This window comes from Shouchella lonarensis, from assembly GCF_900096965.1.
GTDB lineage: Bacteria > Bacillota > Bacilli > Bacillales > Bacillaceae_D > Shouchella > Shouchella lonarensis.
The window spans coordinates 191623-206708 of the sequence record NZ_FMYM01000004.1; the positions used below are offsets into that span (position 1 = coordinate 191623).

At 42.1% G+C, this 15086-nt stretch carries 15 protein-coding genes and 1 pseudogene; 6 read left to right on the forward strand and 10 right to left on the reverse strand.

The features are described from left to right. Positions 1-166: 166 nt before the first annotated feature. The gene (locus tag BLT29_RS05505; protein ID WP_090775323.1) at positions 167-979 is read right to left on the reverse strand and encodes an HAD family hydrolase; all 813 of its coding nucleotides are present in this window, start codon (positions 977-979) and stop codon (positions 167-169) included. 208 nt (positions 980-1187) lie between these two features. Here BLT29_RS05505 and BLT29_RS05510 point away from each other — a divergent pair, with 208 nt between their 5' ends. The 4 genes from BLT29_RS05510 (at position 1188) to BLT29_RS13085 (ending at position 5625) form a co-directional block, all read left to right on the forward strand. Then, positions 1188-2150 carry a glycosyltransferase family 2 protein gene (locus tag BLT29_RS05510; RefSeq protein ID WP_090775324.1) on the forward strand — a complete coding sequence of 321 codons (963 nt, stop codon included), beginning with the start codon at positions 1188-1190 and terminating at the stop codon, positions 2148-2150. Then, positions 2131-2544, forward strand: a complete 414-nt coding sequence (locus tag BLT29_RS05515; protein ID WP_090775385.1) for a GtrA family protein — start codon at positions 2131-2133, stop codon at positions 2542-2544. The genes BLT29_RS05510 and BLT29_RS05515 overlap by 20 nt, the downstream gene beginning before the upstream one ends. Beyond that, positions 2534-5125, forward strand: a complete 2592-nt coding sequence (locus tag BLT29_RS05520) for a YfhO family protein (RefSeq protein WP_176763824.1) — start codon at positions 2534-2536, stop codon at positions 5123-5125. The genes BLT29_RS05515 and BLT29_RS05520 overlap by 11 nt, the downstream gene beginning before the upstream one ends. 329 nt (positions 5126-5454) lie before the next feature. Then, positions 5455-5625, forward strand: coding sequence for a glycine zipper domain-containing protein (locus tag BLT29_RS13085; RefSeq protein ID WP_141769856.1), 171 nt, complete (start codon positions 5455-5457; stop codon positions 5623-5625). 11 nt (positions 5626-5636) lie between these two features. On the opposite strand, the gene BLT29_RS05525 is transcribed toward BLT29_RS13085, so the two are convergent. Together BLT29_RS05525 and BLT29_RS05530 are read right to left on the reverse strand one after the other, a co-directional pair. Continuing rightward, on the reverse strand, positions 5637-7112 hold the full coding sequence (locus BLT29_RS05525; protein WP_090775326.1) for a 4-hydroxyphenylacetate 3-hydroxylase family protein: 1476 nt from the start codon (positions 7110-7112) through the stop codon (positions 5637-5639). Between the two features lie 112 nt (positions 7113-7224). Beyond that, complete coding sequence (locus BLT29_RS05530) at positions 7225-7935, reverse strand: DUF554 domain-containing protein (RefSeq protein WP_090775327.1); 711 nt, start codon at positions 7933-7935, stop codon at positions 7225-7227. Positions 7936-8104: 169 nt separating this feature from the next. Here BLT29_RS05530 and BLT29_RS05535 point away from each other — a divergent pair, with 169 nt between their 5' ends. Then, a complete protein-coding gene (locus tag BLT29_RS05535) occupies positions 8105-8782 on the forward strand; it encodes a queuosine precursor transporter (RefSeq protein WP_090775328.1) in 678 nt (225 codons plus the stop codon). An 81-nt stretch (positions 8783-8863) separates the two neighbouring features. On the opposite strand, the gene BLT29_RS05540 is transcribed toward BLT29_RS05535, so the two are convergent. Further along, complete coding sequence (locus tag BLT29_RS05540; RefSeq protein ID WP_090775329.1) at positions 8864-9529, reverse strand: potassium channel family protein; 666 nt, start codon at positions 9527-9529, stop codon at positions 8864-8866. A gap of 213 nt (positions 9530-9742) precedes the next feature. On the opposite strand from BLT29_RS05540, the gene BLT29_RS05545 reads away from it, so the two are divergent. Then, a complete protein-coding gene (locus BLT29_RS05545) occupies positions 9743-10315 on the forward strand; it encodes a VanZ family protein (protein WP_176763825.1) in 573 nt (190 codons plus the stop codon). A gap of 36 nt (positions 10316-10351) precedes the next feature. Here the strand turns inward: BLT29_RS05545 and deoD are convergent, their stop codons facing one another. The 6 genes and pseudogenes from deoD to BLT29_RS05580 all read right to left on the reverse strand — a co-directional run bounded on the left by deoD (position 10352) and on the right by BLT29_RS05580 (position 15010). Further along, positions 10352-11065, reverse strand: a complete 714-nt coding sequence (gene deoD / locus BLT29_RS05550) for a purine-nucleoside phosphorylase (protein WP_090775331.1) — start codon at positions 11063-11065, stop codon at positions 10352-10354. A 115-nt stretch (positions 11066-11180) separates the two neighbouring features. After that, entirely contained in the window at positions 11181-11690 is a 510-nt protein-coding gene (locus BLT29_RS05555) for a DinB family protein (protein WP_090775332.1), read from the reverse strand. 91 nt (positions 11691-11781) lie between these two features. Beyond that, complete coding sequence (locus tag BLT29_RS05560) at positions 11782-12807, reverse strand: NAD-dependent epimerase/dehydratase family protein (RefSeq protein WP_090775333.1); 1026 nt, start codon at positions 12805-12807, stop codon at positions 11782-11784. Then, positions 12804-14074: pseudogene (locus BLT29_RS05565) on the reverse strand (MFS transporter). The gene BLT29_RS05560 and the pseudogene BLT29_RS05565 overlap by 4 nt, the downstream one beginning before the upstream one ends. Before the next feature lie 47 nt (positions 14075-14121). After that, positions 14122-14667 carry an SRPBCC domain-containing protein gene (locus BLT29_RS05575; RefSeq protein WP_245701101.1) on the reverse strand — a complete coding sequence of 182 codons (546 nt, stop codon included), beginning with the start codon at positions 14665-14667 and terminating at the stop codon, positions 14122-14124. A 4-nt stretch (positions 14668-14671) separates the two neighbouring features. Then, on the reverse strand, positions 14672-15010 hold the full coding sequence (locus tag BLT29_RS05580) for an ArsR/SmtB family transcription factor (protein ID WP_090775337.1): 339 nt from the start codon (positions 15008-15010) through the stop codon (positions 14672-14674). Positions 15011-15086: the final 76 nt, after the last annotated feature.

Consider the following 15086-nt stretch of genomic DNA (forward strand, 5'->3'; position numbering starts at 1 on the left):
TCTTTCATATATTGCCTTGTCACCGCACCTATTCGACTATTTCGCCAATATGTTAACTGACATCCTTTTCTCCCCTTTTTATAGCTCCATCCTCTTTATTGCGCCTTCATTCATTTTTAGTACAAAAAATAGGGTGCGGTTCATTTCACCACACCCACTACACTAACTAAAAAAGATCCACAACACTTGTCACAACACGCACTTTTTTATGATCAACGACAGGTCGTTGCGGATGAATATATACCGCATCCATACCAAGCAGCACTGCTGGTGCAACCTCATTAATGAAATTATCACCGATACTCACTGCCTCCTCTGGCTGTACATCATACTGTTGGAGCAATTGTTTAAATAATGTTGTCGTTTGCGCTGGTTTTTTTGCAGATGTCACGACATGTTCAAATGCCCCTGTTAAGCCTAGCTCCCGAAACAATCGGGCAACATCATCGGCATCGCTGTTTGTGACAACGACTGTTTGAGTTTTCCCGTTCAATATCCGAATATTTTCAACAAGTCCCGCAAGTGGTACAAGCGAAAAATCGTCGGATACCATATATTCTTTTGTCGCGACATAACTGTCATAACAATCAACCACACCGTGATGTTTGGCACAAACAAACGGATACCACCAACCATCCCCAATGGCAATCATGTTCTCAAAATCAAATGAGAGTACCTGTGGATACAATTCGTGCGTCTGTATTTCTGATAAAGACGCCCCTTCCCACGTATGTGCCTCGGTCACGCGCAACGTCATTGGATCCATTGTCAAAACGAGATCACGATTTACATCGTACACTTTTCCAATTTGGACGATATGCCGCCCTGACTTCATCGCCTCATAATCTAAAGAAAACATGTCTTTTTGCGAAGCAGCTACGTTTTCTTTTAACTTTTCAGCATAATAATCAAAATGATCGGTTTCCTCATATAAGGTACCATCTAAGTCAAATATAACCAGCTTATAACGATCTAACATCTGTATTCCCCCTCACACCTCTAGTTTAGCGGGAAAAACCACACTGCGCTAGTCATTTTTATAAAAAATGTCTCTTATTTTGTGATTTTGATACACATTTTTAGTTATTTTTGCAACCTAACTGTAAAATATTTTTGTTAAACTGGAGATGCTATACACATGCGCCCATTTCACCCTTTTCCCAAAAAATACGATTGGAGGCGCCCATATGACTCAAACTTTTTTATCTGTAATCGTTCCTTCATTTAATGAAGAGGAAAATATTGAGCCCTTTTATTTTGCGCTTCGAGATACGCTGTCTTTCCTTCAAGAGCCATGGGAAGTCATTTTTATTGATGATGGCAGTAGTGATGCTACCTTGCCGCTTTTGCAACGCCTGTCTGTCTGGCACCAAGAGGTCCAATACGTTTCTTTCACTCGCAATTTTGGTAAAGAATCGGCGATTTTGGCTGGTTTCAAGCATGCCCAAGGCGAATGTGTGATCATTATTGATGCAGACTTGCAGCATCCTGTCGAAAAGATTCCTGCTTTATTAGAAGGGTATCAAGAAGGGTATGACCAAGTCATTGCTTGTAGAAATAGAAAGGGAGAAAACATTATCCGCAGCACTGTCTCAGGGTTTTACTATAAGCTCATAAACAAAGTTGTCGACGTGAAATTAGAAAATGGTGTAGGCGACTTTCGATTACTCAGTCGTCGTGCCGTCGATGCACTCCTTGTTATGAGTGAGGGGAACCGTTTTTCAAAAGGATTATTTTCTTGGATTGGGTTTGAACAGAAAGTCATTTATTATGATAATGTGTGCCGAAAAAATGGACAATCTAAATGGTCACCTGCCAAACTGATTAATTATGGCATTGACGGTATCGTCTCTTTTAATGTTCGCCCACTCCGGTTTTGCCTGTATACAGGCGCTATCACACTCACTTGCGCACTGCTATATATTTTCGTGATGCTCATTGAAATCTTTCGTACCGGTATTGATGTCCCCGGGTATTTCACGATTATTTCAGCTGTACTATTTCTTGGCGGTGTTCAGCTTGTCTCACTTGGTGTCGTTGGTGAATATATTGGGCGTATTTATAATGAAACAAAACGTAGACCTCACTATTTAGTTAAAGAAACAAGTGAACAAAAAGAAAGGCAGCGTTATGAGCAAATTCAATCGTAAAACAATTCCGTACGGAGAAATATGCCGGTTTATTCTTGTCGGTGGTACAAACACAGTCATTTTTTACGGATTATATTTAGTATTTACTCAGTGGCTTCTTTTCCATTACATGGTTTCTCACGTCTGTGCTTTTTTATTAAGTATGGTGGTCTCTTATTTCCTTAATGTGTTCTTCACGTTTAATGTGCGACCTTCATTGAAAACATTTTTTCAGTTTCCATTGACGCAAGTCGTGAACTTGACTGTTTCTAGTGGACTTGTCTATGTGCTTGTTGAATGGATTGGACTCGCGCCTGTACTCGCACCGATCTTCGCGGTGTTCTTTACAGTCCCTATTACGTTTATTATGAGTGCAAAAATTTTAAAACAGGATGTTATCTCTCATGAACAATAAAAAAACTCTCTTATGGCTCTTTATTGCCAGTGGCGTCGTTGCGCTCTCCGCACACGCTTTTTTCTTTTACCAATGGGGACACGGTCAATTTATGGTCGGTCCGAACGATGGCACAGCACAAATGTTGCCGTTTAAACAGTTTCTCTTTGAACAATATAAAAATGGCGCTTGGTTTTATGCACATGACTTTGGTCTTGGTGGCGGCACTTACAGCCAACTCGCTTATTATTTCTCAACGAGCACGTTTTTCCTTCTTACTAGCGTTGTCGTCTACCTCGGACAATGGTTTGGTTTATTCGGACATGCTGACACAGTCGTTTTTTGGGGTCAAGCAGCCGTTTTTATTAGTACCTTTCGACTAATGATCGTCATTTTTACATCTACACTTGTTTTCCGCTACATGCGTGTTCCTTCCGTATATGCGTTCGTTGGGGCCGTCTTGTATGGTGCGAGTATCATGTATTTTCGTCATGCCGCGTTTTGGGAGTTTTTTGCTGATTCGTATGTATGGTTACCGATACTCGTACTTGGTGTAGAGAAGATTATTCGCGAAAAGAAGCCTACTTGGCTCATTATCGGAACAGTACTTACACTCATCAATAACTTTTATTTTGCTTATATGAACCTTATTTTTATTGGATTGTACGCATTACTCCGTTTGATCATGCGTTTTCCAGATGATCGCTCCACACGTATGACGCAAATTCGTCTATACATCCCAACGTTACTACTTGGATTCATGATCTCAGCCATAGCTTTTATCCCAGCAGCATATGGCTTTTTACAAAACTATCGACCAGCGTTTTCAGCTCCGATTGAAGCATTTAAAATACGGGATATTGTTTTATTTACGAGTAGATTATGGATTATCCCAGCTGTCTTTTTCGTACTCGTCTTTATTCGTGCGCTTCATAAGCACAAGCCATTTTTGCTGTTTACAATATTAACAGGACTATTTTTACTTTTCCACCATAGTCCACTTGCCGGAAGTGCTTTTAATGGTTTTTCTGCACCACAGTTTCGGTTTGAATATATGGGTGCATTTGCAGTCGCAGGTGCTGTTGCTTTTGGGCTACCAAAATTGCTCAACACCAACCGAAAGTCGTTATTCATCAGTGTTGGGTGTACAGCTGCTTTATTTTTACTTGCATTACTTTTTCTCGTTTTCTTCATTGATCCCAGCAAATGGCTCTTTCCTATACAATTATGGACCGTCATTGGTACAACCATCGTGACACTTTTATGTTTATGTCTGCGCTGGCAACGCGTTCTTGTCACAGCGCTCATTTTGTGTACAATATTTATTGCCAACATCTATCAATATGAACGGCTATTTGTGGAAGGAAACTTACAAAAGACGTCGACAGCCTTTTTACAAAGTGATCAATATGACGGTCAAACGCAGTCTGCGTTGATTCATCAAGTACTAGCGACAGACGCGCGCCCTTTACCGAGAACAGAATGGATGGCTGGTTTCCGTAATAACACGCCACTTGTACAAGACTTTGCTGGGAACAGTGCCTATTCAAGTATCTTTAATAAACACCTGCTGTTTTTCTATTACAACCATTTACAAATTGACATGAATCGTGAAAGTGTGAGCCGTTATAACGGTTTTGGTGATCGCGCGAATTTGCATAGTTTATTTCAAACAACGTATAAGCTCGTTGACCCTAAAGAAGATACACCGATTCCATATGGGTTTGTTTTAAAAGACACAAATGATCAATATCATTTATATGAAAATGAGCTTGTCTTGCCATTTGCCCGCGTCGCTACCGCAATTTATAGTGAAGAAGATCTTGCCGAGCTCAGCATGCTGGAACGTGAACACGCCATGTTAACAGGCGTCATCGCCCGTGATGAGATTGCGCGCGACACTTATGATGCAACCGCGACAGACAAAATGCCGCAGGCAACCATACACCCAGTTGGGGGGACATATGAAGACGGTGTTCTCACCGTCACTGAAAAAAAAGGTGGCATAGATATTAAGGTGGGCGAACGAGCAGAAAATGAAGTCGATGACTACCTTTCGTTTTACTTGAAAAATCGAGATGCTACTGCACCGCTCTTTCCATTGACTGTGAATGAATTTGAAACATCCCGAAAGTCACTAAAGTCGATTTATAAAACCGAAGAAAATCACTTAACCATTAGGGTACAATCAAGTGACACATTGTCTTTACGCGTCCCTAAAGGAAGCTATGATCTTCGCGATTTTCAGTTGTACAGCGAGTCATATGATCTCTTACGTGAAGCAAGCGAGACAAACGAACCACTCGATGTTTCCATTAGCAACCACCATCTTCATGTGACTGTCCCAAATGCGAAGGACGGTTCTCTACTGACCGTACCTGTTCCATATGAAAAAGGATGGGAGGTCACCGTTAATGGGGAAAAAGCCGATCTTGAACAAGTCAATTATGCATTTTTAGGTGTTCAACTATCACAAGGTGATAACGAAGTAAGGTTCTCTTATTTACCACCTTTCTTCCGTCTCTCTGTTGGCTTGTCGAGCGCTGGTCTTATACTCGCCATGCTTTGGCATATTTATCGCAAGAAGAAGACGCCGCAATAATTGTCGGCGTCTTTTCCTTGCCCCAATATGCAGGCCATGTTATGATAATATTTAAATTATTTTTGTTCGTTCGTTTAATACCTCCAGAAAGGAGTGTCTCAATGAAAGCTCGATTCAGCATTTTTATTATTCTCCTTCTCAGCATAGGTGTGGTTCTAAAATTATTTCGTGTACCTAGTATACTCTCTATGACCATCCTTCTCCTAGCTCTCCTCGTTGGGGCAGTCATAGCGCTCTCATACCACTCAAAATAAAGGCTTTTTTTGACGATCATCTATTCATTCGGTACAATAAGTACACATCATTTTTTCAGACGGGAGGAAAGCCTCGTGGGCAATAATAAACGTCGACCACCGAATGAATCATTTGGCATACTATTTGGCGTCATTATCGGCATCAGTGTTGGCATTGCGACAAAGAACATTCCTATCGGGATTGCCATCGGGATTGTATTTGGCATCGCGATTAGTTTTTACCAAAGAAAAGACGCGTCTAATTAAATGCATGATGACTAGGAACGGAAAGACTCATCCATCTGTATTTTTTCATGAGGCAATTGTTTTAAGAACCTCTCCACCCGCTCGCGGTAGGCAGCCTTCTCTGGCTCATACAGATGGTACAATGATGACAACACACGTATAGGGTCCCCGAAAAAGTATCGTTCATATAGTGTTTGCCGTATACCAAACTCCGTCATCGTCATATCACGAATACATCTAATCAGTTGTGTTTTCTCTTTTGCGGTCGTAGACTCGCCGCGCACAAACCGCTCCAGCTGAGAGGCAATCGGGGAAGCAAAGTCTTGTTCATTTGGTGCTGCAATGAAATGACTTGCGCCCAACAACTGCAACATCTCCACCAGCCGTGGATATGTTGCTTGGTAGTAAGAAACGGCAGCTCGCAACGGCTCTATCTTCGGCACCATCAATTCAAATTCATTTACTTGCGCTTGCGATTCAGCGGAGCATACAAACCCACGCATTGCCTCTAAAGCAATAATCATTTCGGCTATCTTTCCTTGTACATGCTGATGCTGTTCAATACCCATGACATCTACAAGCGCTTGCGCCAAGCCAAGTAACCACTCCGTCTTCACAACTTGTCGATTCGCCGCTTGGTAAAGCATATAAGCTTCTGCACCGGTCTTCGAAAAGAGATCACTTGTCAACAATTCATTGCGATACAAAAATACACGTGACCACGGGACAAGCACGTGATCAAAAACAACAATTGCATCACCTTCCTCAAATTGAGACGATAAAGGATAATCAAAAACAGATGTTTTACAAACTGATGGTCGGCATAAAAACCGCAATCCTTTCGTGTCGGAAGGAATGGCGAAACCATATAAATAGTCACTATCAACAAACGCTGTCGACGGTAAAACAAGAATCTCGTCTGTCATGCCCCCTTGTGTCGCGAGCAAACGTGCCCCATCAATCACCAAACCTTCCTCTGTTTCGTCTATAATTTTTGCTGCAATGGGCACTTCTTGATTTTCACCATCTGGGTAATAAGGCTTCCGGCTAATAGGTGGGTTGACAAATGTATGTGTAAACGTATAATCATGTTTGACGGCACGTTCGTAAATCCCCTGTATGTTTTCACCATACTCTACCCCCGCCTGGGAAAAATAAGCTTTTGACGCCGCCAAAACGGTCACAATCGTGTTCACATAATCGGGCGAACGCCCTAGTACACCTGCCGCTTCATTTGCCCAAAGACGCGTTGCCTTCCCTCTCTTTACTAAGTCTTCTTTCGTACGTGGCATTTCAAATGTAAAATTACTTGTATGATCTGATGATTGCAGCAGAGACTGATGAGAAGGTTCCTGTACCATATCATACAACTTTGCCTTTGCCTGCAACACAGACCTAAACGCCGCATGTTTCGTCAAACCACCTCTTATACATTCCCCTTCTAACCAAACTTCACTTTGCAACTGCGCAATCCGCTTCAAATACTTATCACCCGTGGTCATCGCCATCTGCTTCACGCCTCCTTTAGACGTTATTAGCGTATGCAACTGCCCATAGGAGCGTACCTCGATTTTTTCCTATATAAGTGTAGAAGCGCCTCGCCACCACGGCTAAGACGCTTTAAAATAAAACTTGTACACCATATATTGCACTCACAATGACAACCACAATCACTAAACTAGGCAAAAGGTTTGCGACTTTTACTTTTGTAACATGGAGCAAGTTTAGTCCAATGGCGACAATAAACACGCCTCCAACACTAGTCAATTCCGCAATCAACGTCTCCATCAATGCTGGTGGTACCCATGCGTGAATTTGACTTGCAAAAACAGCAATAAATCCTTGGTATAAAAAAACAGGAATAGCCGAAAATAAGACTCCGATCCCTAATGTTGAGGCAAACACAAGCGCAGAAAAACCATCAATCAATGATTTTGTAAAAAGTAATTGGTGGTCGCCTCTCAAACCACTGTCCAAAGGTCCTAAAATTGCCAGGGCGCCTGTTGCAAAAATCAATGTCGCACTCACAAACCCTTGAGAAAAAGAGCCTTGTGCTGCTTTACCGAGACGCGCCTCAATCCACATACCTACTTGATTTAATCGCTTATCAATATCCATACACTCACCGATGACCGCACCAATTAATAAACTGGCCATCACTATAATAAACTGTTCACTCGAAAGTGCCATATTGATCCCCATTACAATGACTGACAATGATAAAGCTTGCATAACAAGTAATTTTATTCGTTCAGGAATGCGCCGAATACGCACCCCAATAAGGCTTGCAAAAATGATTGCACATGCATTGACAATAACACCTAATAACACAGCTGTCTCTCCTCGATATTTTGACTACACTCGTAGTATACATCAATGATTGCTCACAAGGAAGAAAAGATTTTCCTTCCTATACAATTACCTGCCTTCATGATAAAATATGGCTCTAATGCTGATTCGTGTAAGTTTATTATTTCGTAAAAGAAAGGAGGCACTACATATGCCGACAGAACTATATGGATTACTTTTTGCCTTACTGAACTTCATCTTTCTCGTCATTTTCTATAAACTATACGGGAAAGTGGGTCTATTTAGTTGGATCGGTTTTGCGACGATTTTAGCAAATATACAAGTAACAAAAACGATTGAAGTGTTCGGTCTCGTTGCCACTCTTGGTAACGTCATGTATGCATCGACCTTTCTTGCGACCGATCTTTTGAACGAAAAGTACGGGAAAGCATTCGCACAAAAAGCCGTTTGGCTTGGCTTTTCAGCCCTATTGATCTCAACAGTCATCATGCAAATGGTCCTTTATTTCACACCTCATAATGAAGACTTAGCGCAACCCCACCTCGCATTTCTATTTAATTTTGCCGTCAAAATTTCTGCCGCTAGCCTTGCTGCTTATTTAATTAGCAATATGCTCAATGTCTACATCTTTGCTTTCTTTAAAAGAATGTTCCCTAAGCCTTCACTTCTTTGGCTTCGTAACAGTGCTTCTAGTTTAATTGGACAAGCATTTGACACACTGATCTTTTGTACAATCGCTTTTGTCGGCGAATATTCGTTGTCTATTTGGCTACAAATCGCACTGACCACATATATTTTGAAATTCCTTGTTTCTGCCCTCGCCATTCCTTTTATTTACTGGGCACGGCAAACAAAACCACTCATGTAAAAGCAGTTGCCCATTACAGGTCAACTGCTTTCTTTTGCAAACAATACCTTATGTTTAGGTTCACATCACATGTAACGTATATTACAAGCCTTCATCCTCAAAACGGTCTATATCATCTTTATGACCCACAACAATTAAAATGTCGCTTTCATGCACCTCGTCTTCTGGAAATGGTGCGATGTTCATTTCCTCACCGCGCTTAATGGCTAAAATGGTGACACCATATTTCGCACGTACATCCAACTGTACAAGCGTCCGACGACTAACTTTTTTCGTTGCCAAAAGCTCTACAATGCTATAGTCATCAGAGAGGTCGATAAAGTCAATGATTTTTTCGGAGCTAATATTATGTGCAATTCTTTTACCCATATCGAATTCCGGATGAACAACCAAATCAGCACCAATTTTGTCTAACACTTTTTGATGATAATAACTTTGTGCTTTCACCCATACTTTTTCAACCCCCATCTCTTTTAAAACGAGTGTCGTCAAAATACTGGCTTGAATGTTATCACCAATGGCCACAACGACATGACTAAAATTCCGCATACCAACACTTTCTAGCGCTTTTTCGTCCGTGCTGTCTAATTGAATTGCATGGGTAGAAAATTTTACGTGCTCATTTACTCTTGCTTCATCTAGATCAATCGCGAGCACCTCGTGACCCATTTCAAACAATTCCTTACATACACTCCCGCCAAAGCGGCCTAATCCGATGACAGCAAATTGCTTTTTCTTTCTCGCCATCTTTACCTCCACCCCTTCACACAGTTCAATAACAAATCGGATATGAAAAACTTCTCTTACGAGTGTGCCCGATCATCGCTATCATAACACACCACATTCTACCCAGTCATCACATTTTTCTATGGACAAATTAGTAAAAGATAAATGATTGACAATCACACTTATCCCCGTTAAGATATGCAGATGAGATCACCGAGAAATGAGGATTTGTTCATGGAACAACTTTGGTATTCGTTTAGCGATGTCATTCCTATCTTCACTGTTATGATTCCGTTCGTTCTAGGTATTAGTTGGCTGCATTTCAAACGCCAAAGAAAAAAAGGTCTTTCTCATCGAGAAGCTTTTTTCTTTTCTTCAACTGGTGCACTGTTCATTTTGTCTATCATCGGAATCCTATTGGTCACACTCCTCCCAATATATGGCATGAGATCTCAAACGTTACAACTAAAGCCCTTTTCAAGTATTCTTCATTTGTTAGAGTACTCGATTACAGCGAGTGTAACCATTCGCCTTATAGGATTTAATATGATCCTGTTTATGCCCTTCGGTTTGTTCTTTTCTCTTCGTTTTCATCGGAAAATGAGCGTGTGGACCATTACTTTTTTGGGTATGCTTTTTTCTACAGGAATTGAAACCGCTCAGTACGTATTGGCTATTGGACGAACGTCTAATATTGATGATGTCATATTAAATACTACAGGTACTTTTATAGGTGCGCTCATTGGATTATTGATCAGCAAACTATTTTTTAAGAAAACACGCAAAAAGTCTATTAGAAACAAATAACCTCTCCGCCGACTGGCAAAGAGGTTATTTGTTTCTTTAAGCTAACTCCAATGCAATTTCCATCATCTTCGTAAATGATGTTTCCCGCTCTTCTGGTGTGGTTTCTTGCTGCGTGAAAATGTGATCACTCACTGTTAAAATACATAATGCGTTCACACCCGCGTGCGCTGCATTCATGTAAAGTGCAGCCGCCTCCATTTCAATGCCGAGGACACCCATGTCTCTCCATTTACCTGCTGCTTCTTTATCCGCATTGTAGAAAATATCACTGGATAAGACATTACCAACATGCACCGCTTGTCCTTTTTCATCAGCAATCTTTTTCGCTTTCTCCAATAAGGAGAACGAAGCAATGTTGGCATACGTACCTGGCAACTTATATTGGCTCGCATAGTTGGCGTTTGTTGACGCGCCCATTGCCAACACGACATCATATAAATCAAGATCATCTTGTAATGCCCCACAAGAGCCTACACGGATCAAATTCTTCACACCAAAGACATTGATTAACTCCCAAGAGTAAATGCCCATGCTTGGCATCCCCATCCCGGTGCCCATCACAGAAATACGCTTCCCTTTATATGTCCCAGTATAGCCGAGCATATTCCGAACACTGTTAAACTGAACAACGTCTTCTAAAAAATTGTCAGCAATAAACTTTGCTCGCAGTGGGTCTCCGGGTAGTAATACTGTCTCAGCGATTTCTACGCCTTCTGGTTTAATATGTGCTGTATGTTTCATTTCGCTCATTTTTATCGACTCCTTTTTCTTCTACTGCCTTTTCTATTATAACCGAAATGAGGGGTTGTGCGCGCATCACTTGCACGCCTAATAAATGACATTTTTATTAACAGTTGTAAGAGGTCTATCCTTTGTTCATACAAAAAGAGACGTAATCTGTAGGTACACCTTGTTCTCCTTGTTGATGGAGCATCGCTGTCACATTCCCACGATGATACGTGCCGTGATTGACAACATGATGAATGAGGTCAGCTAACACAAATGACATTTGTCCCCGTTTCGGGTGCTCGACAACAATCGTTCGCTCGAGATCATCTTGTTCCGCAAAGAAGCGGTCATATTCTTCTGAAAGCGCATCATAGCAAGATTCCATCTCATTGATTGATACGCCTGATACTGCTGCTTTCCGACGCGCCACTTCCTCTGCAGACTCTTCAAAGGTACTTCCTTTCATCGTCTCCAACCATACAATATCTGCACCATAAATATGAGTCATTACTTCTGAAATAGAATCAAATACACTTTTTACATGTTCATGATACACGTGCTCTCGTAGTTGCTTCAAATGTTTGATCAGTTGCTTATTTGCCCACACATGATAATCATACATCGTCTTTGCTCGGTGACTTTCCATCGTCTCAGATCCTTTCTTCAAACATCCTCATATTAAATCACGATATTGCCTGATGTACTCATCAAGGAAATCAACACATTTTTCCCACATGTCAAGCATGCCACAATCTCAATAACTCCTGTTCACGCGCTTCTTTCAAACTCCCAAGCACATCAGGTGGGTCGTTTTGTAGCCATTGCACCGTGTCACGCACCGTCTGTTCAAGCGGGCGAAAAGTAAAACCCAACTTGACCGCTTTAGTCATTGCTATTGAAAGAAAACCACTCAGATCAGGTTGGTCACCGTGAGCCTTTTCTGGTATCCAGAGCGGCATCTCTACCCATGGTTGCACATCGTGCTTCTGCAAAAAATCATCGTCAACCCAAGTGAAATTTGCAGAAATACCGATCGTGTCACGACAAGTGGATAGGAAATCACCCATTGTCAATTTATAGTCAGGGCCAACGACGTTAAAGGTACCTATTGTCGAAAATTTAATTCGATCTATTATCCACTTCGCCAAATCTCTTCCATCAATCACTTGGATTGCCCGTTCTGCACGTCCGGGTGCTAACACCTCTCCCCCACGTAGCAGTCTCCTCATCCAATACACAAAGCGATCCGTACGATCATACGGACCGACGATCAAGCCAGGACGGACGATTAGTGATCGTCCAGGCATCGCTTGCTGCAACGCATCCTCACAATGATATTTCAGGGCACCGTAATGTGCCATCTGTTTATCATGATCCACATCATGCCGGTCGAGTGCAACAAGCTGCTCCGGCGTCAATGTAAGTCCATCCGAAGATTCCCCAATACTTTGTTGTGAAAAGTCGCGGTAAACACTGCAACTAGAGACAAAGGTATAATGACCAACGTTATGAGACAACTGTTCGACGGCTTTTCTCACTTGCGCTGGCCAATATCCAGACGTATCAATCACTGCATCCCACTGTCTTTTCCCTAATAAACTTACATCAACATTACGATCACCGTGCAGCACCTCAACATTCGCCAAAGGCTTTGTAGATGATATGCCACGATTAAACAACGTCACCTCGTGGTTTTGCGCAAGTGCTGCATCGATCAAGTGGCGGCCAACAAATCTTGTTCCTCCTAAGATTAGAATCTTCACATCATTTCCTCCTTTATTACTCGATTCGCTGCTTTTTGCTGAAGAAACTCTTTTTGTAGCTCACCATACCCCTTCATCATGCGGAAGGAGACAGCAATAACGACTAACAGTACACCAGCATAAATTAAGACTGTCGAGATCCCAACCTGCCGCGCGAGCCAACCACCGACGATTACACCAATAATCATACAAAGATTCATCACAGCATTAAATAAGGATAATCCACGACCGACCAATTCTTTTGGTAGTTTCATCAAAAAGGTGGCACCAAGTGGCACATTGTACAACCCTTGAGCCAAACCTGCAACCACACACCAGCCATATACTGGCAACAAGCCGCTCGCCTCGCGCAGAAATGTCAGCGGTGCAACCGCGATCATGACCATTCCAAATAGGAAAACTGACATTATGGAGAGCAAACCCGGTCCCAAATAACGACTCATGAGCTTAGGGCCAAACAACGCGCCACCAATCGCACCAATTGCGAATACGGTTTCTAGCAAACCAAAATGAAAAGCATTCGCTTGAAACTCCTGCAATAACAATGCGTTGTAGTTGGTGAGAAACAGCCCTAGCACCAACATGACCGGGATCATAAAGATCAACAAGAACCGCAGAGATGCAATCTCAACTGTTCCTTGAATCCCCATTTTCAACGACGCAAAATATGGCTCAGACAGCTGCTTCGTTTGCGCCTTCTGATCTTCTTTTAGCACACCGATACTGCTTAGAAGCAATGCGGAACAAAGGTAGGTCGCTGCACTGATCGAGAAGAGGAGCATCGGATGATCGATAACAAGCAAGAGACCCGCCAGCATCGGACCGACAATATTGATTGTCTGCACCGTACTTTGGAATAGCGCAATTGCCGTCGGGATGCTGTGATTCCCAACAATGAGCGGAACTGAAGCAATACGTGCTGGTTCAAAGATGCTTTTAGCAACACCTGTGAGTAGCACGAGAAGCAGTAACATCCACGGCGAATGAATAAAAAAATCATGCTCAGCATCAAGACCGCCCGAACGATGTCAGCAAAGATCATAATTAATCGTTTCGGAAAACGATCGGTTAACGGACCGACGAAGATACTTAAAACAGCAGACGGTACTAATTGCGCGAAAATGACAAGCGCAATCATAAACGGATCATTGGTCATCTTTGAAATCAAGTAAATAACGGCTATTCGGGCAATTCCATCACCTAAAAAAGCGAGCACGACCGCTAACCAATACTTAATATACGTCCCATCCTTGAGAAGTTTGAGCATCGCGCCCTCCAATTTTTACAACCCTATATGGTTGATCATTTTCTTTTCTAACGACTAGTGACGAATTGCCTTTGCACGTGCATTTTCCGTATGATCATTTTTCGCGTCCGAACGTGAGACACGTTCTCTATCATATGCTTCTGAAGGCGGGTGTACATTTGGTTAAACCATTCTTCCATCCCTATATTCAATACTTGCTTTAGTGCTTGGGCAGCAGGATATTTTACAACGACAATTAATTTTGTCTTCGCTTCATGTGCTTCAAAATACAAGGTGACTTCCCCTATAGGAAGCACTTCATTCACATTGCCTTCCGCATCAGAAAAATAGTCCGTGTAGACAATCTTCTCACCGTTGACGATCTCCTTATAAATGGCCTTTCTCCATAACTCCTCCTCATCTTGGTTCTTTTCCACACACTTCATACAAAAGTGCCAGGTCCCTCCTGGACGAAAATCAAGGTGACAAACCGGCAGTACCCAACCACGAGGCCCCCACCAATGTTTCAGATGTTCCACTTCAGAAAACATCTTGAACACCAACTCGCGCGGTGCATTAAACACGCGTTCCATTGTAAATTCTTGCTGTGTCATCCACTCACTCCTCCTCATCTGATTTGATACCCTTTGATTGTACCCTTTCCAAATAATGATCGAGACGTTCAAAACGTTCTTCCCACATTTTCAAATAACCCGAAAGCCATATGTCCATTTCCTGAAAAGGTTCCGGACAAAGGTGATAATACCGACGATTCGCATCAGCCTGCACTTGAACGAAACCAGTTTCGAACAATACCCGCAAATGTTTCGAGACTTGTGGTTGACGAAGCTCTAGTAAGGTGGCGATCTCTCCTACGGTTAAAGCACCACCTTGCAGGAGCTTCACAATACGTAACCGATTATGATCGGCCAATGCACTGAATATCGTGATCTTCATCTCTTGAATATCCTGATTCACCTCAATTCTTTACTGGTAAACACAATATACCATAAAGAGAATATTCTTTTCAAGG

Bases quoted from the DNA above. Each gene is read 5' to 3' on its own strand.
- BLT29_RS05580 (WP_090775337.1), bottom strand. From the start codon at position 15,010: ATGAAGATCACGATATTCAGTGCATTGGCCGATCATAATCGGTTACGT.
- deoD (WP_090775331.1), bottom strand. From the start codon at position 11,065: ATGAGCGAAATGAAACATACAGCACATATTAAACCAGAAGGCGTAGAA.
- BLT29_RS05540 (WP_090775329.1), bottom strand. From the start codon at position 9,529: ATGGCGAGAAAGAAAAAGCAATTTGCTGTCATCGGATTAGGCCGCTTT.
- BLT29_RS05505 (WP_090775323.1), bottom strand. From the start codon at position 979: ATGTTAGATCGTTATAAGCTGGTTATATTTGACTTAGATGGTACCTTA.
- BLT29_RS05545 (WP_176763825.1), top strand. From the start codon at position 9,743: ATGGAACAACTTTGGTATTCGTTTAGCGATGTCATTCCTATCTTCACT.
- BLT29_RS05535 (WP_090775328.1), top strand. From the start codon at position 8,105: ATGCCGACAGAACTATATGGATTACTTTTTGCCTTACTGAACTTCATC.
- BLT29_RS05575 (WP_245701101.1), bottom strand. From the start codon at position 14,667: ATGACACAGCAAGAATTTACAATGGAACGCGTGTTTAATGCACCGCGC.
- BLT29_RS05555 (WP_090775332.1), bottom strand. From the start codon at position 11,690: ATGGAAAGTCACCGAGCAAAGACGATGTATGATTATCATGTGTGGGCA.
- BLT29_RS05515 (WP_090775385.1), top strand. From the start codon at position 2,131: ATGAGCAAATTCAATCGTAAAACAATTCCGTACGGAGAAATATGCCGG.
- BLT29_RS05520 (WP_176763824.1), top strand. From the start codon at position 2,534: ATGAACAATAAAAAAACTCTCTTATGGCTCTTTATTGCCAGTGGCGTC.
- BLT29_RS05510 (WP_090775324.1), top strand. From the start codon at position 1,188: ATGACTCAAACTTTTTTATCTGTAATCGTTCCTTCATTTAATGAAGAG.
- BLT29_RS05525 (WP_090775326.1), bottom strand. From the start codon at position 7,112: ATGGCGATGACCACGGGTGATAAGTATTTGAAGCGGATTGCGCAGTTG.